Annotated in this window: 21 protein-coding genes and 7 tRNA genes; 20 read left to right on the plus strand and 8 right to left on the minus strand. The window is 60.5% G+C overall.

The window, feature by feature from the left end:
- Positions 1-149: 149 nt before the first annotated feature.
- The 3 genes from R3F72_RS09610 (at position 150) to R3F72_RS09620 (ending at position 7,535) form a co-directional block, all read left to right on the plus strand.
- Positions 150-4,967 (plus strand): NAD-glutamate dehydrogenase, encoded by a 4,818-nt coding sequence (locus R3F72_RS09610; RefSeq protein ID WP_332779532.1) that lies wholly within the window; start codon positions 150-152, stop codon positions 4,965-4,967.
- 226 nt (positions 4,968-5,193) lie between these two features.
- Entirely contained in the window at positions 5,194-6,294 is a 1,101-nt protein-coding gene (locus R3F72_RS09615; protein ID WP_332779533.1) for a hypothetical protein, read from the plus strand.
- A gap of 206 nt (positions 6,295-6,500) precedes the next feature.
- Positions 6,501-7,535, plus strand: coding sequence for a quinone-dependent dihydroorotate dehydrogenase (locus R3F72_RS09620; RefSeq protein WP_087719571.1), 1,035 nt, complete (start codon positions 6,501-6,503; stop codon positions 7,533-7,535).
- Between the two features lie 240 nt (positions 7,536-7,775).
- Here the strand turns inward: R3F72_RS09620 and rmf are convergent, their stop codons facing one another.
- On the minus strand, positions 7,776-7,985 hold the full coding sequence (rmf, locus tag R3F72_RS09625; RefSeq protein ID WP_087719572.1) for a ribosome modulation factor: 210 nt from the start codon (positions 7,983-7,985) through the stop codon (positions 7,776-7,778).
- A gap of 254 nt (positions 7,986-8,239) precedes the next feature.
- On the opposite strand from rmf, the gene rlmKL reads away from it, so the two are divergent.
- Complete coding sequence (rlmKL, locus tag R3F72_RS09630; RefSeq protein WP_332779534.1) at positions 8,240-10,432, plus strand: bifunctional 23S rRNA (guanine(2069)-N(7))-methyltransferase RlmK/23S rRNA (guanine(2445)-N(2))-methyltransferase RlmL; 2,193 nt, start codon at positions 8,240-8,242, stop codon at positions 10,430-10,432.
- Positions 10,433-10,531: 99 nt separating this feature from the next.
- Here rlmKL and R3F72_RS09635 read toward each other — a convergent pair whose 3' ends face one another.
- The gene (locus tag R3F72_RS09635; RefSeq protein ID WP_087719574.1) at positions 10,532-10,807 is read right to left on the minus strand and encodes a WGR domain-containing protein; all 276 of its coding nucleotides are present in this window, start codon (positions 10,805-10,807) and stop codon (positions 10,532-10,534) included.
- Positions 10,808-11,033: 226 nt separating this feature from the next.
- Between R3F72_RS09635 and pdxB the strand changes: the two genes are divergently transcribed.
- Entirely contained in the window at positions 11,034-12,185 is a 1,152-nt protein-coding gene (gene pdxB / locus R3F72_RS09640) for a 4-phosphoerythronate dehydrogenase PdxB (RefSeq protein ID WP_087719575.1), read from the plus strand.
- Between the two features lie 44 nt (positions 12,186-12,229).
- Here the strand turns inward: pdxB and R3F72_RS09645 are convergent, their stop codons facing one another.
- From R3F72_RS09645 to msrB, 6 genes are all read right to left on the minus strand, one after another.
- Positions 12,230-13,000, minus strand: a complete 771-nt coding sequence (locus R3F72_RS09645; RefSeq protein ID WP_087719576.1) for a siderophore-interacting protein — start codon at positions 12,998-13,000, stop codon at positions 12,230-12,232.
- A gap of 12 nt (positions 13,001-13,012) precedes the next feature.
- On the minus strand, positions 13,013-13,435 hold the full coding sequence (locus R3F72_RS09650) for a MarR family winged helix-turn-helix transcriptional regulator (protein WP_071233172.1): 423 nt from the start codon (positions 13,433-13,435) through the stop codon (positions 13,013-13,015).
- 197 nt (positions 13,436-13,632) lie between these two features.
- Positions 13,633-14,535 carry a protease HtpX gene (htpX, locus tag R3F72_RS09655; protein WP_087719578.1) on the minus strand — a complete coding sequence of 301 codons (903 nt, stop codon included), beginning with the start codon at positions 14,533-14,535 and terminating at the stop codon, positions 13,633-13,635.
- Positions 14,536-14,708: 173 nt separating this feature from the next.
- Positions 14,709-15,935, minus strand: a complete 1,227-nt coding sequence (locus R3F72_RS09660) for a pyridoxal phosphate-dependent aminotransferase (RefSeq protein ID WP_332779535.1) — start codon at positions 15,933-15,935, stop codon at positions 14,709-14,711.
- Positions 15,936-16,149: 214 nt separating this feature from the next.
- Entirely contained in the window at positions 16,150-17,094 is a 945-nt protein-coding gene (gene ylqF / locus R3F72_RS09665; RefSeq protein WP_332779536.1) for a ribosome biogenesis GTPase YlqF, read from the minus strand.
- 156 nt (positions 17,095-17,250) lie between these two features.
- Positions 17,251-17,649, minus strand: coding sequence for a peptide-methionine (R)-S-oxide reductase MsrB (msrB, locus tag R3F72_RS09670; protein WP_087719581.1), 399 nt, complete (start codon positions 17,647-17,649; stop codon positions 17,251-17,253).
- Between the two features lie 182 nt (positions 17,650-17,831).
- Between msrB and R3F72_RS09675 the strand changes: the two genes are divergently transcribed.
- The 15 genes from R3F72_RS09675 to R3F72_RS09745 all read left to right on the plus strand — a co-directional run bounded on the left by R3F72_RS09675 (position 17,832) and on the right by R3F72_RS09745 (position 24,976).
- A tRNA-Glu gene (locus tag R3F72_RS09675) sits at positions 17,832-17,907 on the plus strand.
- Between the two features lie 22 nt (positions 17,908-17,929).
- Positions 17,930-18,004: transfer RNA gene (locus R3F72_RS09680), tRNA-Gly, on the plus strand.
- 116 nt (positions 18,005-18,120) lie between these two features.
- Positions 18,121-18,196: transfer RNA gene (locus tag R3F72_RS09685), tRNA-Glu, on the plus strand.
- 54 nt (positions 18,197-18,250) lie between these two features.
- A tRNA-Gly gene (locus R3F72_RS09690) sits at positions 18,251-18,325 on the plus strand.
- 95 nt (positions 18,326-18,420) lie between these two features.
- Positions 18,421-18,496, plus strand: a tRNA-Glu gene (locus R3F72_RS09695).
- A 53-nt stretch (positions 18,497-18,549) separates the two neighbouring features.
- Positions 18,550-18,624: transfer RNA gene (locus R3F72_RS09700), tRNA-Gly, on the plus strand.
- Positions 18,625-18,964: 340 nt separating this feature from the next.
- Positions 18,965-19,948 carry an ABC transporter ATP-binding protein gene (locus R3F72_RS09705; RefSeq protein WP_087719582.1) on the plus strand — a complete coding sequence of 328 codons (984 nt, stop codon included), beginning with the start codon at positions 18,965-18,967 and terminating at the stop codon, positions 19,946-19,948.
- The gene (locus R3F72_RS09710; protein WP_332779537.1) at positions 19,945-20,718 is read left to right on the plus strand and encodes an ABC transporter permease; all 774 of its coding nucleotides are present in this window, start codon (positions 19,945-19,947) and stop codon (positions 20,716-20,718) included. Before R3F72_RS09705 ends, R3F72_RS09710 begins: the two co-directional genes overlap by 4 nt.
- On the plus strand, positions 20,715-21,554 hold the full coding sequence (queF, locus tag R3F72_RS09715; RefSeq protein WP_332779538.1) for an NADPH-dependent 7-cyano-7-deazaguanine reductase QueF: 840 nt from the start codon (positions 20,715-20,717) through the stop codon (positions 21,552-21,554). The genes R3F72_RS09710 and queF overlap by 4 nt, the downstream gene beginning before the upstream one ends.
- Positions 21,555-21,622: 68 nt before the next feature.
- Entirely contained in the window at positions 21,623-22,183 is a 561-nt protein-coding gene (locus R3F72_RS09720) for a nitroreductase family protein (RefSeq protein ID WP_087719585.1), read from the plus strand.
- Positions 22,184-22,321: 138 nt separating this feature from the next.
- Positions 22,322-22,409, plus strand: a tRNA-Ser gene (locus tag R3F72_RS09725).
- Positions 22,410-22,782: 373 nt separating this feature from the next.
- Positions 22,783-22,959: a hypothetical protein gene (locus R3F72_RS09730; protein WP_332779539.1), complete on the plus strand. Its 177-nt coding sequence runs from the start codon at positions 22,783-22,785 to the stop codon at positions 22,957-22,959.
- Positions 22,960-23,039: 80 nt separating this feature from the next.
- Positions 23,040-23,633, plus strand: a complete 594-nt coding sequence (locus tag R3F72_RS09735; RefSeq protein ID WP_087721092.1) for a hypothetical protein — start codon at positions 23,040-23,042, stop codon at positions 23,631-23,633.
- Positions 23,630-24,559, plus strand: a complete 930-nt coding sequence (locus R3F72_RS09740; RefSeq protein WP_087721091.1) for a Kiwa anti-phage protein KwaB-like domain-containing protein — start codon at positions 23,630-23,632, stop codon at positions 24,557-24,559. The genes R3F72_RS09735 and R3F72_RS09740 overlap by 4 nt, the downstream gene beginning before the upstream one ends.
- A 3-nt stretch (positions 24,560-24,562) precedes the next feature.
- Entirely contained in the window at positions 24,563-24,976 is a 414-nt protein-coding gene (locus R3F72_RS09745; RefSeq protein WP_332779540.1) for an SOS response-associated peptidase, read from the plus strand.
- Positions 24,977-24,999 lie beyond the last annotated feature (23 nt).

Below are 24,999 nucleotides of genomic sequence, written 5' to 3' on the forward strand. Positions count from 1 at the left end.
CGAGCGCATGCAGTGCCGCCGATGATGCATAACCGACATGCGTCATGACGAAGCTTCACTTGTGTAGGGCGCCATGCGGCGCTGGCGTAAGCTTCCAGCCTATTGAATGTGGCCGCCATGTTGACGGTCGATGCCAGCCGAGGTGATAGATGCAACACGTCGCGATCGAGGGAAAAACGGAATTCCTGGAACAGCTGCAGGAAAAGCTTTCCAAGCGTCTCCCCGAGGATAAGGTCAAGCGGATAACGGCGTTCGCCGAGGATCTCTACGCTACCGCGCCGTTCGAAGAGGCCGCGGATCGACAGCTGGACGATATCTACGGCGCGACATTGGCGGCATGGCATTTCATGCGCACCTTCGATCCCGACGAAGCCAAGGTGCGTGTTTTCAATCCCAATTTCGAAACCCACGGCTGGCAGTCTCCGCATACGGTGGTCGCCGTTCTGCATCAGGACATGCCGTTTCTGGTCGATTCGGTCCGCATGGAACTCAATCGCCGTGGCCTGACCCTGCACGCGATCCACAACGCCGTGCTGGCGGTCGAGCGCGATGCTCGCCACCACGCCACGCGGATTACCGGGACCCGCGCCCAGCAGGCGCCGGAAGCGCGCGAGTCGATCATTCTGATCGAGGTGGATCGTCATACCGATGGCGAGACGCTGTCCGACCTCGAGCAGGGGTTGCGGGACGTGTTGCTCGACGTGCGCACTGCCGTGGCCGATTTCGACCCGATGTGCGACAAGGTTCGCGACGTCATCGCAGCGCTGGAGAGCCAGCAGGCGGGCGGCGTCACGGCGGCGGATCGCAAAGAGACCGTGGCCTTTCTCAAGTGGCTGCTGGACGAGCATTTCACGTTTCTCGGTTACGCCGAAAGCCGCTTCGCCGGTAGCGGCAAGAAGGTTCACAGCGAGCGGGTGGAGGGCAGTGCGCTCGGCGTGCTGAAGCTGGATCAACCGCGCTATCAGGAGCCCGTGCGATTCGAGAAGGACGAAGAGTCCGCGCTGCTGCATTTCGCCAAGAGCGCCTACCATGCGCGCGTGCATCGACCTACCTATCCCGACTACATCGCCATTACGCGTTACGACGACAAGGGCAAGGCGATCGGCGAATGGCGCTTCTTCGGCCTGTTTACCTCGCTGGTCTACAACGAGTCGCCGCGCACCGTGCCGATCCTGCGGCGCAAGGTTCAGGCGGTGATCGACGCCGCCGGGGTCAATCCGAAAGGGCACAACGGCAAGCTGCTGCTGCAGGTGCTGGAAGTGCACCCGCGGGACGATCTTTTCCAGAGCTCCACCGAAGAGCTCAGCCGGACCGCGTTCGGCATTCTCAACATCCGCGAGCGTCGCCGGGTGCGCCTGTTCATCCGCGAGGACCGCGCCGGGCAGTTCTACTCCTGCCTGGTGTTCGTGCCGCGGGATATCTTCTCGACGGATCTGCGCCTGCGCATCCAGAAATTGCTGTGCGAAGAGCTCGACGCGACCTTCGCCGACTTCAACCCGTATCTGTCCGAGTCGATCCTGGCGCGTATCCAGTTCACGCTGCGCTTCAACGGCGACAAGCCAGTGAACTTCGACAGCCGCGCGCTGGAGAAGAAGGTCATCAATCTGGCGCGCAACTGGCGCGAGGACCTGCATACGGCACTGATCGAAAGTTTCGGCGAGGAAGCGGGCAATCGCCGGGCCCAGGCCTTCCGCGATGCCTTCCCCAGCAGCTACCGGGACGACTTCTCGGCGCGTACCGCCGCCAACGACATTCGCCATCTCGAAGCGCTCGATGACGGCGCGCCGATCGGTGTCAGTCTCTATCATCTGGCGGAGAGCGCCGCGGAGAGCGTCAATCTCAAGCTCTACCACCAGGACACGCCGATCCCGCTCTCCGACATGCTGCCGGTGCTCGAGAATCTGGGACTGCGCGTCATCAGCGAGCGGCCCTACCGTATCGCGAGCGGGCAGCAGACCTACTGGATTCATGATTTCACCTTCGAATATCACGGCGTGGGCGAGATCGATCTGGGCGACATGCGCAGCAATTTCATCGATGCCTTCACCAAGATCTGGGTGGGTGATGCGGAGAACGACAGCTACAACCGCCTGATCATCGGCGCCGATCTGGATTGGCGTCAGGTGGCGGTACTGCGGGCGTATGCGCGCTACATGAAGCAGCTGCGCATCGGGCTTTCGCAGGCTTACATCGCCAATACCCTGGCGGCCCATGCCGATATCACCCGGGGGCTCTCGCGGCTGTTCACGCTGCGTTTCTCGCCGGAGAGCGGCAAGCGCGATGAGCAGTGTCAGCAATGCATCGACGAGCTCAATGCGATGCTCGATCAGGTCGCGAGCCTCAACGATGATCTGTTGCTGCGCCGCTATGTCGATCTGATCCAGGCGACCGTTCGCACCAACTATTTCCAGCCGCGCGAGGATGGCAGCGTCAAGGAGTACATCTCGTTCAAGCTGGAGCCCAGCAAGGTGCCGGGCATGCCCAAGCCGCGGCCAATGTTCGAGGTCTTCGTCTATTCGCCACGGATGGAAGGCGTTCACCTGCGCGGCGGCAAGGTGGCCCGTGGCGGCCTGCGCTGGTCGGACCGCAACGAGGACTTCCGCACCGAGATCCTGGGCTTGATGAAGGCGCAGCAGGTCAAGAACTCGGTCATCGTTCCGGTCGGGGCCAAGGGCGGCTTCATCTGCAAGCGGATGCCGGAAAACGCCGATCGAGACGCGATCCAGGCCGAGGGGATCGAGTGCTACCGCACCCTGATCCGCGGCCTGTTGGACATCACCGACAATCTCGACGGCACCACCGTCGTGCCGCCGCGCTCGGTCGTGCGCCACGATCCGGACGATCCGTACCTGGTGGTCGCCGCCGACAAGGGCACGGCAACCTTCTCCGACTACGCCAACGCGATCTCGATCGAATACGACTTCTGGCTGCGGGATGCCTTCGCCTCCGGCGGCGCCCAGGGCTATGACCACAAGGGCATGGCGATCACCGCCCGTGGTGCCTGGGAGTCGGTCAAGCGCCACTTCCGGGAGATGGGGTTGAATACCCAGAAGGACACGTTCAGCGTGCTGGGTATCGGTGACATGGCCGGCGATGTCTTCGGCAACGGTATGCTGCTCTCCGACAAGATTCTGCTGGTGGGCGCGTTCAATCACCGCCATATTTTCGTTGATCCCAATCCCGACGCTGCCAAGTCCTTCGCCGAGCGCAAGCGCCTGTTCGCACTGCCGCGTTCGAGCTGGTCGGACTATGACGAGAAGACGATCTCCGAAGGGGGTGGCGTCTTCTCCCGCGATGCCAAGTCGGTCCCCGTTTCCGCGGCGATGAAGAAAGTCTTCGGCATCAAGGCGGACAAGCTCTCGCCCAACGACCTGATCAACGCGATGCTCAAGTCGAAGGTCGACCTGATCTGGAACGGTGGCATCGGTACCTACGTCAAGGCCTCCAGCGAGAGCCACGCGGATGTCGGCGACAAGGCCAACGATGGCCTTCGCATCGATGGTCGCGAGCTCAACTGCCGCGTGGTGGGCGAGGGCGGCAACCTGGGTCTCACCCAGCGGGGCCGAATGGAAGCCGCGGAGAAGGGCATCCGGGTCAATACGGACTTCATTGACAACGCCGGCGGGGTCAACTGCTCGGATCACGAGGTCAACATCAAGATCTTGCTGGACGGTATCGTTCAGCGCGGCGACATGACCGAGAAGCAGCGCAATCAGCTGCTGGTCGAGATGACCGAGGAGGTCGGCGAGCTGGTGGTGCGCGACAACTACCGTCAGACCCAGGCGCTATCGCTCTCCGAGCTGCAGTCGAAGGAAGGGCTCGGCCCGTACCGCCGGTTCATCAACGAGCTGGAAGCGGCCGGCAGCCTCGATCGCGAGCTCGAGTTCCTGCCCACCGACGAACAGCTGATCGAGCGCAGCAATGCCGACGGCGGCCTGACGCTACCGGAGCTGAGCGTGTTGATCTCCTACGCCAAGAGCACGCTCAAGAGCGATCTGATCGCGGCCGATCTGCCGGCGGACGGGCAACTGCAGCAGCATGTGACCAAGGCGTTCCCGACGACGCTGGCCGAACGGTATCCGGACGATCTTCATCAGCATCGTCTCAAGCGGGAGATCGTGGCGACCCAGATCGCCAACGATCTGGTCGACCACATGGGCATCACGTTCGTGCGCCAGCTGCGCGATTCCACCGGTGCCTCGCGGGTCGAGATCGCCCAGGCGTATGTCATCGCCAGAGACAGCTTCGGTCTCAACCCGCTGTGGGAGCAGATCGAGGCGCTGGACTACCGTGTCGACAGCCAGACGCAGTACGCCATGATGCTGGATCTGATGCGGCTGTTGCGTCGTGCGACGCGCTGGTTCCTGCGTCATCGCGGGTCGCTCGCGGTCAAGGAGTGCGTCGAGCAGTACGCGCCGCAGCTGGCGCAGTTGAAGGAGGATATCGGCAATCGCCTCAGCGGCGACGAGCGCGAGGCCTGGAGCACGCGGCGCGATGAGCTGGTCAAGGCGAAGGTGCCGGAAGCGCTGGCGTCGGTCGTCGCGGCGTCCTCGAGCCTCTACGCCGGGCTGGGCATCATCCAGGCGGCGCGAACCAGTGGTGACAAGATCCAGCGGGTCGCCGAAACCTACTATGCCATCGGCCAGCGTCTGGAACTGCCGCGGATGATGCAGCAGATCAATAGCCTCGAAGTCCGCGACAGCTGGCAGGCGCAGGCGCGGGAAACGTTCCGCGACGATCTCGACCGCCAGCAGTTGGCACTGACGGTCAAGGTGCTGGGGATGACGGACGCCCCACGCGAGATCGAGCCCAGAGTGGCGCATTGGCAGGAGCAGCACGCGCCGCTGTTCGAACGCTGGAATGCGCTGCTGGCGGAGATCGGAACGGGAGCGCAGATCAGCTTCCCGCTGGTCGCCGTCGCGATCCGTGAACTGGTTGATCTTGCCGAGAGCGAAAGCGAAGGCTAAGGTGGCCTGCAGGCCGGGCGGCAGCCATGCCGCCCGTGCCGGATGGAGGTGACCTGCCGCTCGAAGAACATTCGAGGGTGGCGTCGCATTCCATCAAGTCATGATTTATTTAGCTCGAGTCATGATTATCTAGCGCAAAGATGCTCTCCGGCAGCCTTTAAGGTGCGCCGGCGGGCGTCTCTGTTATGCTTGGCTCCGATTCGGTCGCAGAACGCAGAGAGGCCCCATGAAGTATCGCGTATTTTCCACCTTGTTCGTGGCGTTGAGTCTAGCGGGCGCCAGTACCCAGGCGCTGGCGCAGAGCGAGGCGTTGAAGGATGCCCAGGAAGCTGCCAGCAAGGTCGACCTGACCAAGTTTTTCAAATCCAGCTCGGATGCACATAGCCGCAGCTTCTTTTTCGGCGGCCTCCATCAGCACCCGTTCACCGTCGACGAAGCGGGTCGTTACCAGTTCACCAGCTCGACCCTGCCGGGGGAGTCGGAGGACTACAAGATCTCTGCCAAACTCGTGGACAGCAACGGCAACGTGTTGGCCAGCAGTTCCGGGCTGGGTAGTACCGGTGGCCTTGAAATGAGAGAGACGCTGGAGCCCGGCGACTACTCCCTGCAGGTCTCGGGTCAGAAGTTCGGCACCACCAAGACCGGCGGCAACAGCTTCAGTATCGATGTTGCAAGGCTGGACGCCAGCGGCAACGTGGTCGCCAGCGGAGAAGGCGGCGTCGACGACGGCGGCGGCATCATGTTCGGCGGTCCCGGTACCAGTGGCCGGACCACGGCCTTCGTCGACGAGAGCGACCAGGTGGCAACCCTGAGCGCACCGGGCCGCCAGGCTGCCAGCAGCGTTGCCGCTGGCGGCGCTGCGACTCAGGCTGGCTCGGCAGGGCAGGGTGACGGGGATGCCACGTTCGGCACCACCAACACCGGCGCTGCCGCGACACCAAATGCTGCCACTTCGGCAGCGGCGGGCCAAGGTAGCGCTAACGAGCCTCAGATGCCGGACGCTTTCGACGAGATCGTTGCCGACATCAAGGTGCTGCAGGAAGGCGAGGTGCTGAGCTTCGACGTCGCCGAGGCGGGCACGGTGTCGGTCACCAGCTCCACCTTCCCCGGCAACGAAGGCACGTATCGTCTGCAGGCGAAGATCCTCGATGCCAACGGCAACACGGTCGCCAGCGACGAAGGTTCATTGGCTATCGGCGATTTCGATATCGAAACCGTGCTGCAGCCCGGTCGCTATCGTGTCTGGGTCAAGGGGCAACGGTTCGGTTCCGCCATGAACGCTGCCAACAACTACACGCTGCGGGTTCAGCAACTCGATACCCAGTAATCGCGTGGCAGGGAGAAGCCCGGCGCCAAGGCGCCGGGCTTTTCGTATCTGGCCGGCGTGCATGACCGTTTTCGCGCTCTCTTTCTTGACGCTTTGAACTGTTTCGGCGCTTCGAACCGCCAAAGGTCGGGTTCGTCCCGAGAGGCGAAGTTGGGATATACTCGCCCGCCGCAAGCGATCCCTTTCGTTACCGACGAGATCTATCCATGTACGCCCTCGTTCGATCCCTGTTGTTCCGGCTGGAACCGGAAGCCGCCCACCGCCTGACGTTGACCGCGCTGGACGTCGCACACCGTGCCCATCTTTCCGGCATGCTCGGTGATACTTACGTGGCTTCGGCATCCGTGGATCTCATGGGGCTGACCTTTCCCAATCGGGTAGGACTGGCGGCAGGGCTCGACAAGAACGCCGATCATCTCGATGCCCTGGGGGCGCTCGGCTTCGGTTTCGTCGAGGTCGGTACGGTGACGCCCAAGCCACAGCAGGGCAACCCCAAGCCGCGTCTGTTCCGGCTGACCGGGCCGCAGGCGATCATCAATCGGATGGGGTTCAACAACGCAGGCGTCGATCATCTGGTCGCTAACGTGCGCAAAAGCCGCTACAACGGCGTCATCGGCATCAATATCGGCAAGAACCTGACCACGCCGGTCGAGCGAGCGGTGGACGATTACGTGACCTGCCTGCGCAAGGCGCACGGTGCCGCCCACTACATTACGGTAAACATTTCCTCGCCCAACACGCCGGGGCTGCGCAATCTCCAGTTTGGCGATCATCTAGATGGCCTTTTGAGCGCGTTGAAGACCGAGGTGGTCAAGCTGAATGCCGAACACGGCCGTCGCGTGCCCTTGGCGGTCAAGATCGCCCCGGACATGACGCGTGACGAGATCGCGCTGGTCGCGAACACGCTCCAGGCCAATGAGATCGACGGCGTCATCGCGACCAATACCACGGTGTCTCGGGAGCACGTCGCGGGAACGCCCCATGCGCATGAAGCGGGAGGGTTGTCGGGCGCGCCCCTGTTCGCGAGTTCGACCGCCGTAGTGAGGGAATTGAGACAGCTGATGCCGACGATGCCGATCATTGGCGCGGGCGGTATCGATAGTGGCGTTCGGGCCAGCGAGAAATGCCAGGCTGGCGCCGATCTGGTACAGCTCTACACTGGCTTCATCTATCGCGGGCCGGAGCTGATCGGAGAGTGTGTACGTGCGACTCAGCTCGATAGCGGTCAGACACGAGATTAAGCTGAGAGCCGGAAGCCAGCGGACGTCGAACGGTAGATGCGCCAGACAGCGTGTGGCGACGAGGGGAGCGGGTCAGCGCAATGGTCTGTGCGCCAAGTGACACGGTGGGTAGTGACGCGGTTAGAAATGGCCATAAGAAGTGGCGCAGGTGAGAAATGATGCGGGCGGGCGCCTGGTGGAATGCACGCCATAAAAAGGCCCGCCAGTAGCGAGCCTTGAGTGTACTGAGGTAAGTGTCAACTACGTCATTACCGCCGGGTTCTTGTGGATGCCCGAAACGCCTGTCATTCCGGCCCATTGGTCTCCGCGACCTTCACGCCAACCGCTCATCCAGTTTTCGCGCAGATTCACATCCTGGCTTGGGCACTCGTCGCGTGAGCGACCGACGACCCCCGCTTTGTAGCCGTGGAGAAATGCCCGCTGGTTGCGATCACGTTTCTGTCGTTTCATCGTGTAGTAGCCTCTTGTCAGAACAAGTGCATCTCCTAGGGAAAACCACAGTCTGTCGAGCGACCTTAGGCCAAGTCCGACCGACTGCCCGCGAAAACGTCCGGACAGGCAAAACCGCATGCGTTGTTTCGTAGCTACACCTCCTAGCTTTAGTCGAAATGAGAAACGATGTCGATAGTCGTTTCGTCATAAAGTCTCTTTTTCACTGCACTCACGGGAATATGACCGCTTCATAACGGTCGGATGACGCCGCCATGAAAGACGATAACTCACTGTTAAGCCTCTATATTACTTGTCCGTGGGGCATCGAGTCCCTGCTGGCCGAGGAGATCACCGATCTCGGAGGCGTTATACAAAAAACTACGGTCGCCGGCCTGCATGCGTCCGCCGACCGTCAAACGGCCTATCGCATTTGCCTCTGGTCTCGCTTGGCCAACCGGGTAATCCTGACCCTCGGCCGGGAAGCCGGCTGCGAGGAGTCGGCGGCGATCATTGCCGCGGTCAAGGCATTGCCGTGGGCGGATGTGCTGAAGCCCGGCCAGACGCTGGCCGTGGACTTCCATGGCCAATCCGCCGCCATTCGGCATACGCGATTCGGGGCACAGGTGGTCAAGGATGGCGTGGTCGATGCGCTGCGCGACGCCGGATGGGAACGGCCAGGCATCGATCCTCGCGAGGCCGATGTTCGGCTGTATGCCCACCTGCACAAGGGGCAATTGCTGGTCGGGGTCGACCTGGTGGGAGCGAGTCTTCACCAGCGCGGCTATCGTCGCGATACCGGCCACGCGCCGCTCAAGGAGAATCTGGCGGCGGCGCTGTTGGTGCGCGCGGGCTGGCCGGCGCGGGCCAAGCGCGGTGAACCGCTGGTTGACCCGATGTGTGGTGCCGGTACGCTATTGATCGAGGCCGCAATGATGGCGGCGGATATGGCGCCTCAACTGAGCCGTGAGCGGTTTGCGTTCGAGACGCTGGCCGACTTCGACGCCGAAGCCTGGCGAGAGTTGCGTCGCGAGGCGCAGGCACGAGCCGAGCTCGGTCGGCGCCGGGCCAGGTCGCGTCTGTTCGGTCTGGACCAGAGCCCTCAGGCGATCTCGGCGGCAAGAAGCAACGCCATGCGTGCGGGTATTCCCGCGCTGATCACGCTATCCGGCGGCTCGGTGAAAGCGCTCGACTGCCCGGCCGAGCTTCGCGAGCACGGTGCCGAAAGCAGCGGGATGGTCATCACCAACCCGCCTTATGGCGAGCGGCTGGGCGAGCTGCCGGAACTGATCGCGCTCTACAGCGATCTCGGCGATCGCATGCGCCGGCAGTTCCCGGGCTGGCAACTGGCGCTATTCACCGGCAACCCGGACCTGGGCCATCGTCTCGGGCTGCGGGCGCACAAGCAGTACGCGTTCAAGAACGGTCCTCTCGACTGCAAGCTTTTGTTGATCGATATCGCCAGCCGGACAGACTCGGAAGGTGGCAACGAGCCAGCCCGGTCGGTGCAGAAAGAGACGGCGCTGAGCGAGGGCGCGCGGATGTTTGCCAATCGTCTGCAGAAAAATCGCAAGCGTCTCGGCAAGTGGCTCAAGAAATCCGGGGAGTCCTGCTACCGGCTCTACGATGCCGACATGCCGGAGTACGCCCTGGCCATCGATGTCTACGGCCATCAGGTTCATGTGCAGGAGTACGCGGCACCGAAATCGGTCGATCCGAACAAGGCGCAGCGTCGGCTGATGGACGCGCTGAGCGCGATTCCCGTCGCGCTCGACGTGCGGCCGGAGCAGATCCACTACAAGCAGCGCGAGCGTCAGAGCGGCAAGGCGCAATACCGCAAGCAGGCCGACAGCGGCGACCGTTTCGTGGTCGAGGAGGGGGGCGCCAGGCTGTGGGTCAATCTCAAGGACTATCTCGATACCGGGCTGTTTCTGGATCATCGCCCGGTTCGGCGCATGCTGGGTGAAAAGGCGGCCGGCAAACGCTTTCTCAACCTGTTCTGCTATACCGCTACGGCCACGGTGCATGCCGCGTTGGGTGGGGCGAGCGACAGCGTCAGCGTGGATCTATCGAATACCTACCTGGAGTGGGCGCGAGACAATTTCACGCTCAACAAGCTCGATCAGAGCCGTCACCGGATCGTGCGCGACGACTGCTTGCGCTGGCTGGAAACCGCGGGTAGCGAGTTCGATCTGATCTTCATGGATCCGCCCACATTCTCGAATTCCAAGCGCATGGAGGGCACGCTGGATATCCAGCGCGACCACGTGCGACTGATCGAGCTGGCAATGGCACGTCTGGCACCGGCGGGCGAGTTGATCTTCTCCAACAATCAGCAGCGTTTCAGCCTGGATGCCGCGGTGGCGTCGACCTATCAAGTCGAGGAGATCACCGCCCAGACCTACGATCCGGACTTCACCCGGCGCGCCAACCTGCACCACTGCTTCCGCATCCGGCACGCGAGCTAGCCGGTCGAGGACGGCCGGCTCGTGTCTGACTCAGCGAGTGCGGCCAGCCTGGGTATTCTTACGTTGCATGATCGAGCGCAGCTGGTTTTCGGGCAGGGCCTAGTCCAGCAGCGATAGCTGGGCCATGGCCTGACGCCCCTCGGGGCTGTCGTCGTCGGCCTCGAGCACCTTGCGGTAGCCGCGGGCCGTCTGGATGTGGGAGAGGTCGTCGATCCACATCATGGCCTGATCGTAGCTGTCGGCGACGGCATGTTTCAGGCCGCCGTACTGGGTGCCGATCTGGCCCCAGGCGCGGCTGTAGATCCAGTCGCCAAACATGTCCTGGTGCAGATGGACCAGGACATAGTCATGTTCACTTTCCCAACGGACGATCACGGAGACTCCTGCTGCTTGGTGCTCATCGCTTGTTCATCGCGAATGGCCGGCCTAATATGGCTGCGCCGAGCATCGCGGTTTTTCAACTCCGCGGCGAACCCGGCGTCAGGCGACATTGTAAAGCAAGCCCCGCAGAAATCGACGCCGGTTTTGACGTGCCACGCTCGAAGCCGACGCATCGCCGGGCCCGGCCTGGCGCCGGGATGAACGAGACAAGAGGATAGTCATGCGCATCCTGTTGGATGAGAACATTCCGCTGGCGGAAGAATTCTTTGGTGAACTGGGGGAAGTCACTCGCCAGCCCGGCCGCGAGATGACGGCGGCCAGCCTGAGGGGTCACGACATTCTGGTCGTCCGCTCGATCACCAAGGTGAATGCGGCACTGCTGGAAGGCGCCGACAAGCTGAGATTCGTCGGCACCTGCACCATCGGCACCGACCATATCGATACGGACCTTTTGACCGAGCGCGGGATCGGCTTCGCCAGCGCTCCCGGCAGCAATGCCGAATCCGTGGTCGACTACGTGCTTTCCAGCCTGCTGCTGCTCTCCGAGGAGGAGGGCTTTTCGCTCTCCGGCAAGACGGTGGGTATCGTCGGTGCCGGCAACGTCGGCGGGCGGCTGGCCACTCGGCTCGATAACCTGGACGTCGAATGCCTGATCTGCGATCCGCCGCGTGCCGAGGCCGAGAATCGGGACGATTTTCTCGACCTGGATGCGCTGATCGAGCGGGCCGACATCGTCTGTCTGCACACGCCGCTGGTGGCCGAAGGCGAACATGCCACGCATCATCTCATGAACCGCGAGCGCATCGAGGCTCTCAAGCCGGGCACGGTGCTGATCAACGCCGGACGCGGCGACTGCCTCGATGGCAATGCCCTGCGTGAACGGCTCGAGCGGCAGGCCGATCTGCGCACGGTGCTCGATGTCTGGGAGCACGAGCCGGGAATCGACGAGGAACTGTTCGAGCTGGTCGACATCGGCACGCCGCACATCGCGGGCTATAGCGTCGATGGCAAGATGCTGGGCACCGAAATGATCTATCAGGCGACCATGCGTCATTTCGGTTTGCCGGCGCGCAAGAAGCTGGGCCAGCTCAAGCCTGACCCGTGGTTGCGCAAGATCGTCCTGCACAGCTGGACACCGCCGCTGGAGGCGCTGTCGCTATGCGCCCGGGCCTGCTATGACGTGCGTCGGGACATGCTGGCGTTCGACCGCTACCGCCGCCGCCTGGGCATGGCGGCAGGGTTCGATGCCTACCGCCGCGAATATCCGCCCCGGCGTGAATTCCAGACGCTGCGGGTCGAGCTGAAGAAGAACAAGGGCGGCCTTCGTGACGCTCTGGAAGGGTTCGGCTTCAGCGTCAAGCTCGGCAAATAGCCGAGCCGAAACGAGAGTGCCGTTCGCGACAGCGTCTTGCCGGGCTAGGCGCTCTCGGCTTCTTCCCTGTCGGCATCCTCGCGCTTGACCACGCGATGACCGTCTTCGCTGGTACCCAGCTTCCAGTAGCTCGAAATGTACATCTCCCGCTTGCCCACGCCGCGCTCATCGATCAGATGGCGGCGCAGCTTGCGCATGGCCGAAAATTCGCAGGCAACCCAGATCCCCGAGGTGCCCGGGCGCCAGTCGAATTCGCGCAAGGCGTCGACCAGGCGATCGCTGTCACTGCCCGGGTGCGGATTGATCAGCCAGTCGATCTGCACGCCGTCTGGCAGGTCCAGTTCCTGGATATCCGCTTCGCTGGTCACTTCGATGATGGCACGGCCTTGGGCGTTCGACGGAAGTCGTTCCAGATTGGCGCCTATCGCCGGTAGCGATGTCATGTCGCCAACCAGTAGATACCAGTCCGCGTTTTCCGGCAGCCGTTTGGCTGGCCCCGGGCCGCCGATCAGGATCGTGTTGCCAGGCGCTGCCGCTGCCGCCCAGGTCGCGGCAGGGCCACCGTCTTCATGCAGCACGATATCCACATCGATTTCGCCGTCGCGCTGGTGACGCACGGTGTAGGTTCGCATCACGCTTGACGGGGTTTCCGGCATCGACTCATGGACGGTGGGGATGGCCAGCTTGATATAGGCGCTTTCCTGATCGGCAGGAAATCCCGCCATGCCCTCGCCGCCAAAGGTCAGGCGCAGCATGTGGGGGGTGACGAGCTGACGGTTCAGCACGGTATAGGGTCTGGGGGCAGGTTTAGGCATCGGAACTCCCGGTCAATTCAGGTTGGAAATCATCAGCCGCGACAGCCGCAGGAATGCCTCGAGATCGGCCGGTGCCATCCCGCTCGACAACCGCGCATGCACCTGGCGCTCGCAGGTATCGACTCGTGCCAATACGGCTTGGCCATGGGCGGTCAGCGACAGCATCTGGCTGCGCCGGTCATCCGGATGTGGCGTCCTGACAATGATGTCGGCATCGAGCAGGTCGCGAAGCAGCCGGGTAATCTGGGCCTTGTCACGCTGGGTGTGATGCGCGATGTGCTGGGCAGTGCAGGGTGCCTGGCGACGAATGGCCTTGAGCGTCCGAATGTGGGATACGGTGAGTGGCAGCTCGGCCTCGGCATAGGCCTGGCGCAAGGCTCGCTTGTAGGCATGCATGAGCTGATGCAGGGATTCACCCACCGTCGTACCGGACATGTCGCGCCTTGTCGGTTGATAATATCAACCAATTAAGCGCTCGACGAAGCCAAGTGTCAACCATTCTCATTATCGATTGGCGCGGATGTCAAACGATCGAGTGAGTTCGTGATGGCTGAAACGCAACGCCCCGCATGAAGCGGGGCGTTGCGTGAGCCAATGGGGCGGCCGGTAAGTGAACCGGCTTGTATCACGGCTCACTCCCGGTAGGCGGATTCCTTCAGTGCACGGATACGGTCGTCCAGCGGCGGGTGGCTGGCGAACAGCTTCTCCATGACCTTGCGCGTCTGTCCGGTGGTGATGGCAAACGCCGTCAGCGAATCCGGCATCTGGTCCGGCTGGTTGGTTTCGGCTTTCAGACGAGCCAGTGCGTTGATCATGGCGCCGCTTCCGGCATACTTGGCGCCGGCGGCATCGGCACGATATTCGCGGAAGCGCGAGAACCAGGCGACGATGATCGACGCCACCAGCCCGAATACGATCTCGGCGACGATCACCACCACGAAATAGCCCATGAAGCCCAGGCCACCCTCGTTGTCGCGGCTACGCAGGAAGCTGTCGACGACCTGGGCGACTACGCGCGCGAAGAACATCACGAAGGTGTTCAGCACGCCCTGGATCAGCGCCAGCGTGACCATGTCGCCATTGGCGACGTGACCGATCTCGTGTGCCAGGACAGCGCGAATTTCCTCGGGGCGCATGCGCTCCAGCAGGCCTTGGGAAACCGCGACCAGCGCATCGTTCTTGTTCCAGCCGGTGGCGAAGGCATTGGATTGCTGAGCGGGAAAGATCGCGACTTCCGGCATCCGGATGTTGGCCTGCTGCGCCAGTTCGCGAACCGTATCGAGCAACCACTGCTCGGTCGAGTTGCTCGGCTGCTCGATCACCCTGGCCTTGGTGCTCATCTTCGCCATCCATTTGGAGATGAACAGCGATACCAGCGAACCAGCCATGCCGAATACGAAATAGAAGATCAGCAGACTGTTCATGTTCAGCCCGTTGGCATCGAGATAGGGCTCGACGCCCAGTAATCGCAACGTGACGCTGGCGACGAGTACCACCGCCAGATTGGTTGCCAGAAACAGGATGATTCGCATCATCGGTCTTTACCCTCAGTCGTGGAAAAGCGCTACCACCGCCTTGCGCGATAGTCTTAGTTAGCCTGTTATGCGTTATCGCCCGATAATCAGGCAGTTATGAACCGTTAGATACGATTTTCGCGAATAGGTTTCAAGAGGGGAAGCGGCCGCGCAGCGACGCGCGGCCTCATGAATCATTGACGGTAGCGCGACAGGAAGCGAGCGAAGCGGTCGATGGCATCGCTCAGTTGATCCGCCCAGGGCAGGGTCACGATGCGGACATGATCCGGCGTCGGCCAGTTGAAGGCCGTGCCCTGCACCAGCAGGATGCGCTCCTGCAGCAGCAGATCGAGCACCATCTGGGCGTCGTCGTGGATCGGATAGACCTCCGGGTCGAGCCGCGGGAAGGCGTAGAGCGCGCCCTTGGGCTTGACGCAGGAAACCCCGGGAATGGCATTGAGCTTATCAAACACCACATCGCGCTGGGCCAGCAGGCGCCCGCCGGGCAGGATCAGGTCATTGATCGACTGATAGCCGCCAAGCCCGGTCTGGATCGCGTGCTGCGCCGGCACGTTCGCGCACAGGCGCATCGAGGCCAGCATGTTCAGCCCCTGAATGAAGTCCTCGGCGTTCTGCTTGCCCTGGCCGCCGGACAGAATCATCCAGCCCGAGCGGAAACCGGCACAGCGGTAGCTCTTGGAAAGGCCGTTCATGGTCACGACCAGTTGATCGTCTTCGGCCAGGGCGCCGGTGGAAACGTGCTCGGTGCCATCGTAGAGGATCTTGTCGTAGATCTCGTCGGAGAACACGACCAGGCCATGCTGGCGGGCGATCGTCAGGATCTCCTTGACCACGGTCGGCGGATAGACGGCGCCGGTGGGGTTGTTGGGGTTGATCAGCACGATCGCGCGAGTGCGGGCCGTGATCTTGTCGCGGATATCGGCGATATCCGGCGACCAGTCGGCGGCCTCGTCGCACAGGTAGTGAACCGGGTGGCCGCCGGACAGGTTGGCGGCAGCTGTCCACAGCGGGTAGTCGGGGGCGGGGATCAGCACCTCGTCGCCATCGTTCAGCAGGGCCTGCATCGCCATCACGATCAGCTCGGAAACCCCGTTGCCGATGAACACGTCCTCGACGCCGACGCCGGGAATCCCCTTGCGCTGGCACTCCTGCATGATCGCCTTGCGCGCCGAGTAGAGCCCCTTGGAGTCGCAGTAACCCTGTGCTGTCGGCAGGTTGCGCATCACGTCCTGAAGAATCTCTTCAGGCGCTTCGAAACCGAAGGGCGCTGGGTTGCCGATGTTCAGTTTGAGAATGCGATGGCCTTCGTCCTCGAGCCGCTTGGCATGATCGAGAACGGGCCCGCGAATGTCGTAGCAGACATTGTCGAGCTTGTGCGATTTCCGAATGGGGCTGTTCATGGGGCTTCCGTATGCTGCACAGCCTAAAAAGTCAGGCGGGTGGATAAAGGTTAGAGGGTCAGGGAAGTACTGAATGAAGCCATGAGCCATTCTTGAAGGCGTTCAGGCAGTATCTTCTCGGCGGGCTGCGTCGCCGAGGTTCCAGCATAACGCCGCGCGGGCGCGGCGCAAGGGGCAGAAGCGGCAGGATTTCACCAGCTCAGCAGGGTGAGGGTCAGCCTTCGGACTCGTCGAGAGCTTCCTCGATGGGCTCGGGAATGTCTTCGGGCAGTTCCAGGGTGAGCCTGCCCAGCTTGCCGTCGCGCAGCTCGTGCAGCAGCACTTCCGCACCGCGATGCAGGTTGATCACGCCGCCGGCCTTCAGTCCGCCGCGCTTGCGGGCGATCTCGTTCATGATCGCGTGCCCGTCGAAGCCGGCCCTGGCCTGAAGATCGACCAGCCTGGGGCCGTCGGCGTCCACGGCGTCGGCGTTGGTTGGTGGCACGTAAATGGGAAGTTCGCCGAGCTTGTAGCGTTCGCGCAGGCTTTCGGGATAGCGCTTGGCCAGCTCGGCGGCGCAGACGATGGCGACATCGACATACTCGATCGCGGTGTCTCGAATCGCGCCGCTGGCGGCGAGTCGATAGGCGCTGGCCTGGTTCTCGATCTTGGGCCACAGCACGCCTGGCGTGTCGATCAGCGAGACGCGGCCGTCGATTCGGATCTTCTGCTGGCGCTTGGTCACCGCCGGCTCGTTGCCGGTCTTGGCGATCTTGCGACCGGCCAGCCCATTGATCAGGGTCGATTTCCCCACGTTGGGTATGCCCATCACCATCACGCGGACATCGCGGTCGGCGCGTACCTGGCCTGCCAGTTCATGGCAAAGCGCCGGGATCTGCTTGAGCTCGCGAGCCTGGGTGGTGGTGACGGCAATGGCGCGGCTGTCCGGCTGCGCGTCGAAGAACGCGACCCATTGTTTCGTGGCTTCGGGATCGGCCAGATCGGCGCGGGAAAGAATCTTGAGGACCGGCTTGTGCTCGGTGAGTTCGGCCAGCATCGGGTTGCCGCTGGAGTAGGGCAGACGGGCATCGAGTACTTCGATCACCACGTCGATTTCCGGCAGCGCCTCGGTGATCTGGCGCCGCGCCTTGTTCATGTGTCCGGGATACCAGCCGAGCATACCTGTCTCCTGCCTACTTTTTGTGCCTGCAATGACTGCGTCGTGCCTGCTTATGCCTGCAATGCTTGTGTCGTGCCTGTCGGGCGAGCCCAACGAAAAGCGGGCAGCCATCTTATCAGAATGGCTGCCCGCTCGGCGTGGCTCGATAGTGGGGGGTTATTCGCCCGCGTGGAACGTGATCGCCACGGAGTTGATGCAGTACCGCTGGCCGGTGGTTTCCGCCGGGCCGTCCGGGAAAACGTGGCCAAGATGCGCATCACAGCGCCGGCAGGTCACCTCGATCCGGCGCATGCCATGGCTGTCGTCCTGATGCTCCTCGACTGCTGCCGCTGCCAAGGGGCGGTCGAAGCTCGGCCAGCCGCAGTGGGCTTCGAACTTATGCTCATTCTCGAACAGCGGGGCGCCGCAGCAGATGCAATGATAGATGCCCTGGACCGGCTCGACCTGATAGTCGCCGGTGAAAGGTCGCTCAGTGCCTTTCTCGCGGGTGACGTGGTACTGCTCGGGAGTCAGCTGCTCGCGCCACTCGGCTTCTGTCTTCTGTACCTTGCTCATGTTCGCTCTCCTCATCGCTTTGGCACTATATTGCTTCGGCTGCGTGCCCTGCATTACAGGCCATTTGTCGGCCGCTGACCAGCCTTGATTGGGTTGTGGTGAAAATCGGTGAAATCAATCGCTTGACACCTCAAAAGCGGCTCAGTAACATACGCGCCACTTCGACGGAGCCGAGACATTACGTCCCATTCGTCTAGTGGTCCAGGACACCGCCCTTTCACGGCGGTAACAGGGGTTCGAACCCCCTATGGGACGCCACTCGGTTCAAGCGAAGTACGGTGCGGGAATAGCTCAGTGGTAGAGCATCGCCTTGCCAAGGCGAGGGTCGGGAGTTCGAATCTCCTTTCCCGCTCCATTTTTTGGTAGCGTCAGATAGGCAGTATGGGTCGTGAGCCGGAACGCCGGTCCGATCGATCTCCTTTCCCGCTCCAAATTGAAAGTACCGGAACGGCCGAGGTCGCTCCAATATGCGTCCCATTCGTCTAGTGGTCCAGGACACCGCCCTTTCACGGCGGTAACAGGGGTTCGAACCCCCTATGGGACGCCACTTTCATGATCGCCAGATCATGGCGTCGTCACCGAAAGGTGTCGGCAGCGATAAGCGGGAATAGCTCAGTGGTAGAGCATCGCCTTGCCAAGGCGAGGGTCGGGAGTTCGAATCTCCTTTCCCGCTCCATATCGTAAGCGTAGGAACGGTAGGCGAGGGTCGTGAGCTGGAACGCCAGCCCGGTCAATCTCCTTTCCCGCTCCATATCGCATCTCTTCTTTTGCGTCCCATTCGTCTAGTGGTCCAGGACACCGCCCTTTCACGGCGGTAACAGGGGTTCGAACCCCCTATGGGACGCCACTTCATGATCGCCAGGTCATGACGTCGCCGCCGGAAGGTGTCGACAGCGATAAGCGGGAATAGCTCAGTGGTAGAGCATCGCCTTGCCAAGGCGAGGGTCGGGAGTTCGAATCTCCTTTCCCGCTCCATATCGTAAGCGTAGGAACGGTAGGCGAGGGTCGTGAGCTGGAACGCCAGCCCGGTCAATCTCCTTTCCCGCTCCAAATTACGTCCCATTCGTCTAGTGGTCCAGGACACTGCCCTTTCACGGCGGTAACAGGGGTTCGAACCCCGGACGCCACTCTCTTCGGTTTCTCTAGGATCAGGCTGGCGACAGTGCGGCGTAGTCGGAATTTTCGCGTTGTTCTTATCGGGCCATCCATTCGTCTGCTAAAGATTGAACCCGGCGGGACTGCCCCCATATTGGCTGGCACCTCGTATCGCTTGATGTTGCGAACCTTGATTTCATAAACATGGCAGGAAACCCTGATGGCAGAACCGGCACTGTCCATCCGCGGGCTGACCAAAGTCTACGGTAATGGTTTTGAGGCCCTGAAGGGCATCGATCTCGATGTCGCTCAGGGCGATTTTTTTGCATTGCTTGGCCCCAACGGGGCAGGCAAATCCACCACGCTCGGCATCGTCTGCTCGCTCGTTCAGAAAACGGCGGGGCAGGTGAAGATCCTCGGCATCGATATCGACCAGGACTTTGCCAAGGCCAAATACGCCCTTGGTGTGGTGCCGCAGGAGTTCAATTTCAGCCAGTTCGAGAAGGTCGAGGACATCATCCTCACCCAGGCCGGCTACTACGGCATGCCCATGAAGGAAGCCAGGCCGCGCTGCGAACGCCTGCTCAAGGACCTTGGTCTGTGGGACAAGCGCAACGGCGCCGCCCGCATGCTCTCCGGCGGCATGAAGCGCCGGCTGATGATCGCCCGCGCGCTGATCCATCGTCCGCGCCTGCTGATTCTCGACGAGCCCACCGCCGGCGTGGATATCGAACTGCGTCGCAGCATGTGGGAATACATGCGACGGATCAACGAGGAAGAGGGCACCTCGATCATCCTGACCACGCACTATCTCGAAGAAGCCGAGAGCCTGTGTCGCAACATCGCGATCATCAATCGCGGCGAGATCATCAAGAACACCTCGATGCGGGGTTTACTGACCGAGCTGGATACCGAAACCTTTCTGCTCGACCTTGCCGAGCCGCTGGAAACGGCACCGCTGGTCAAAGGCTTCGAGATCGAGCGGGTCGACTCGCACCAGTTGGCGCTGTCGGTACGGAAGGGTACCGATCTCAACGACGCCTTCCAGCAACTGACGGAGCAGGGCGTACGCGTGCTCTCGATGCGTAACCGCGCCAATCGCCTGGAAGAACTGTTCGTGTCGATGACCTCGCAGCCGGAGGCCGCGACCGGTATCGACAAGCAACCCGAGACATCCCCACAGGCCAAGGAGACGGCGTCTTGAATACCCGGCAACTGCTGATTTCTCTCTGGACCATGGTGGTCAAGGAAGTACGCCGTTTCCTGCGGATCTGGCCGCAGACGCTGGTGCCGCCCTCCATCACCATGACGATGTACTTCATCATCTTCGGCAACCTGATCGGCTCCCGTGTCGGCGAGATGCACGGCATCTCGTACATGTCCTACATCGTGCCGGGGCTGATCATGATGTCCGTGATCACCAACAGCTACTCCAACGTGGCCTCGTCGTTCTTCTCCAACAAGTTCCAGCGCAGCGTGGAAGAGATGATGGTCTCGCCGATGCCCAACTGGGTCATCCTGGCCGGGTTCGTCATCGGCGGGGCGGCACGCGGGCTCGGTGTGGGGCTGATCGTAACGGTAGTATCGCTGTTCTTTACCCATCTCGACCTTCACCATCCGCTACTGACCCTGATGGTGGTGATCATGACCGCCTTGCTGTTCTCGATCGGCGGTTTCGTCAATGCCCTGCTGGCGAAGAAGTTCGATGACATTTCGATCATTCCGATCTTCGTGCTGACACCGCTGACCTATCTGGGCGGCGTGTTCTACTCGATCGATCTGCTGCCGGAATTCTGGCAGAACGTGACGATGATCAACCCGATCCTCTACATGGTGAACGCCTTCCGCTACGGCATTCTCGGTATCTCCGACATTCCCGTCGGCGGCGCGCTGGTCGCCATCGCCGTTTTCATCGTCGCGTTCTGGTTCCTGGCACTGTGGATGCTCAATCGCGGCAAGGGGATTCGCTCATGAACCAGGATCGCCCGCAGACCCTGATCGACGCACCGCTAGGCGAGGCCTCCAGCTATCCCGAGCGCTACGACGCCTCGCTGTTGTTCCCCATCGAGCGCGCGGCCAACCGTGCCCCGCTGGAAATCGAAGCATCGTCGCTGCCTTTCGTGGGCGGCGACGAGTGGTGGGCGTTCGAACTCTCCTGGCTCGATCTGCGCGGCAAGCCGGTCGTGGCCGTCGCGCGCTTCCGGTTGCCGGCAGACTCGCCCCGACTGATCGAATCCAAGTCATGGAAGCTCTACCTCAACAGCTTCAACCAGACGACGTTCGCCGACCGCGAGGCGGTGATCGAATTCTTGCAGCGGGACCTGAGCGCGGCAGCCGGTGCGCCGGTCACCGTGGAGCTGTTTGGTGTCGATGACGCCGCGCTGGCCCCCCGTGCCATGCCGGGGAAGTGCATCGACGAGATCGAAGTCGATATCGATCGCTACACGCCGTCACCGGAGTTGCTCATCTGTGACGAGGGCGATGTCGTCGAGGAGACGCTGCATTCGCACCTGCTCAAATCCAACTGCCCGGTCACCGGCCAGCCGGATTGGGGAAGCGTGCTGATCGCCTACCGTGGCCCGCGGCTCGACCGCGCCGCCCTGTTGCGATACATCGTCTCCTATCGCCAGCATCAGGACTTCCACGAGCACTGCGTCGAGCACATCTTCGTCGACCTGATGGCGCGCTGCCGCCCGCAGGCGCTGCTGGTGATGGCACGCTACGTGCGTCGCGGCGGGCTGGATATCAACCCGTGGCGTGCCACGCCGGGTTGGGCGCCGGAGCTGCCCGCACGGCTGCTGCGGCAGTGACGCTTTTGACGTAGAGTCAGGCGACCAGGCATTGAGTCTCATTACCGGTATCGTCGAAGGAGCTACACATGGATGCCATGACACTGCTGCACGAGCGCCGCTCGATGGGCAAGTTGGCCGGTCCGGCACCGACCGCCGAGCAGCTGGACGCGCTCTATCGCGCGGCGTTGCGGGCGCCGGATCACAAGGAAATGACGCCATATCGATTCATCGAGATCAGCGGGGAAGGGCTCGATAGGCTGGGTGAACTCTTCGCCCAGTCCGATTACCAGGCCAACCCGCATATCGACGACGGTAGCCTCGACGCCGCCCGCAAGAAGCCCAAGCGCGCCCCCATGATCATCGCCGTGATCGCCAGAATCACCCCCGATCTGCCCAAGGTACCGCCGGTAGAGCAGATCATCTCGGCCGGCTGTGCCGCCCATGCCATGCTTTACGCCGCTTACGCGCAGGGACTCGGCGCCATGTGGCGCACCGGCACCTACGCGCACGACAAGACTGTATGGCGTGGTCTCGGCCTCGGCGAGCATGAAGAACTGATCGGCTACCTCTACCTGGGCCAGGCAGGAGGGCGCTACCCCAGCGCGCCAGCGCGCAATCCGGACGAATACGTGGAACGCTGGTCCTGACTCGGCGGCCTGTCGTGCACGAATAACGTAAAAGGTCGCCGGAAAAGGAAAAATGGCTTGCGATCACAGGTTTAGCTCGATACTATGTGCGCCGTTCTGAACGCAGCGGCACAGCCATTGCGAACGGAATGACAATGCGGAGGGGTGTCCGAGTGGTCGAAGGAGCACGCCTGGAAAGTGTGTAAGTCGAAAGGCTTCGAGGGTTCGAATCCCTCCCCCTCCGCCACGAATTTTGATTAAGCCGCTGATTTCAGCGGCTTTTTCTTTGTCTGTATCTTTTTGACCCACACTTTGACCCACACCTAGCACCTGGCTTCCATAGGCTCCTTCAAGACGTCCTTGGACGGCCTTTCTCCCGTGCTGTCGCTCTTCCTGCAGCTATGCCTCATCTGAGCAGTCATTTCCTAATTCAGGAATGACAGCCGTTCAGGTTTTCGGTACTGTCGTCCTAAGTTTTGTGAGCAGCCGTGAGCTTGGGAGTGGTGACATAGCGTTTCTAGCTTTCTCTTCGGATACACCCATGCAGCTGACACAGTGGGATTGGTGCTGGTTTCTCGGAGAAAAAGACGAACTGAAGCCGCAATCCGCTGCACGAGGGGATGTACCTGCTGGTGCACGGCGAGTGGCGCATCAAGCGGGTGCTGCGCGTGGCCGCCGGCGCCTGGCTTCAGATCAGCGATAACCAGCGCTATGAGAAAGAATTGATTAAGCCTCAGGACATGAAGGACGTGAAGATCCTGGAGCGGTGTGAGATTCGGATTAGGAAAGTGTTGTGAATAATTAGGTCTATTAAAGAGGGAGAGCGCTTTGTTAAAGTTTTTCCTATTTTATTTTTCATCTATCCTGAGATGGAAAAATGCAGCTTAAGATTCTCTCAGCTTTTTTTATTTTTTGCGGATCATATTTGCCGCTTAGCATAATCCTTCTGATTAAGGACTTTGATGAGGTTGCGCTGAGTGATGATATTTGCTGGGGGTATTTTTCTGGTGAGAGAACATGCTACATACCGTTCTCTAATCCTTTCTTGAGTTTTGGTGCGGTTGCTTTTTGCTTGTCTTGTCTGCTTTTGTCCCTTTGGATTCTCAGCCGGATCAGATGTAAGCATGAAGTCAAGGTTGTCGAAGTTAAACATGTGCCAATGGATTTGATGAATTATGTTTTGCCTTATCTGGTTGCATTTATATCCATAGAGTACTCAGAGTCCAAAGAGTTTCTTGGGTATTTAGTTTTTTTAATGTGGCTTTTTTGGATAACCTACAAGACGGGGCGGGCTATTTTGAATCCCGTGCTTGCTGTCTTCAACTGGAAGCTTTATGAGGTTTCTTATGTTTTAGGGGATAATGGGGCTAAACGAACGGGTGTTATGCTATCTAATTCAGAAGTTATTCCTACAGAGTACGTAAATCATAACAAAGTACAGGATGTAATGATAGTGCGGAGGGAACAATGAGTGATGATTTAAAATCTCTCAAAGAGTTTGATTTTGATAGCGCCAATGTTCATCTTTGGGTATTCAAGACTGGTGTGGATGCAAATAATAAGCAGCTTCCAAGATATACTGGGCGCTGGGTAGAGACGGGACAATATCTTGATGATGGCTTGTCAGAGGTAGCACAGACCGTTGTTGAGGACGTAACAGAGATAACGCCGTACAACATTTTGGCACAAAACAATGAAGGCAGTGCTCTTACTATACCCTTTGAAGAAACGCATGTGGGGTTGATTGTCGATGCCTGTTATGAACAAGATGATAAAAGAAGAATAGATAAAGTGAAGCATCTTACAAATGCCGTTTTTTATGTGGCTAAATTTGTAAGGAATGGTGGGGTCGTCTATGGGATAAAAAGGACTCCTCCAGAGTGGAAGAATGTTAAGCGTCGCAATGTAATCTCTGTAAATTTTCGGGATGAAGAGCTGGAGGTTGAGGAGGCGGATACGTTTTCTATCCAAAAAACATTTGATGTTTTGGTGTGTGGATCCACTGTGTTTGCGCTTCACAAGAATAATTGTGAGTCTATTCTTAACTATAAGCAGGCTCATCTGGATAACTTTGATCAGCTTAACCAAGATTCAGATTTTGTGGATCTTTTCGACGATGTTGAGCCGATTAAGAAATATGTTGGTCGAGATAAAATTCAGCTAAGGAGAGCGGCTGCTATTCAGGAAAAGGGGTATTATAGAAACTCCGATTTTATTAAAAGTTTGATAGCAAACAAGGATCGGCTAAAGCTTAATATCTCGGTTGATGGCAATAATAGGATTGTTGTTACTGAAGATGCTTGTCGAGATATATTTCAAGCTCTCCTCGATCATCGTTTGATCTCACATTTTCAAGAAAATGTTTATGACGTTCAACACACTGTAGATGTGCCATAAATCATGTGCGGCCGCTTTGCTCTTTATAGCCCATACACCAAGCTCTCCAAGGCCCTGCGCTTGCCGTTGGAGCCTGAGGAGCTGACTCCGCGCTATAACGTGGCGCCGGGCGCCTGGATCACCGCGGTGCGCCATCCCAGCGATGACGCGCCGCTGGTGATGGATGAGGTGTGGTGGGGCTACCGGCCGCACTGGGCGAAGGAGAAGGCGCCCGAGCCCATCAACGCCACTGTCGAGAAGGTGGCCACCTCCAACTACTTCCGCGGGGCATTCGCCCATTATCGCTGCCTAGTGCCGGCGGATGGCTGGTATGAACCCGCCTCATTCACGAGGGTGCTGATTGAGCGGTCTGAAGGTACTGACTGGTGGCATCGCTTATCAGGATCGGCTTCTTCAGCGCGAATAGCTGTTGAGTAATGCCAAAACGCTGAAATTTCCCC

It is taken from the genome of Salinicola sp. 4072 (assembly GCF_036663415.1).
Lineage (GTDB): Bacteria > Pseudomonadota > Gammaproteobacteria > Pseudomonadales > Halomonadaceae > Salinicola > Salinicola salarius_A.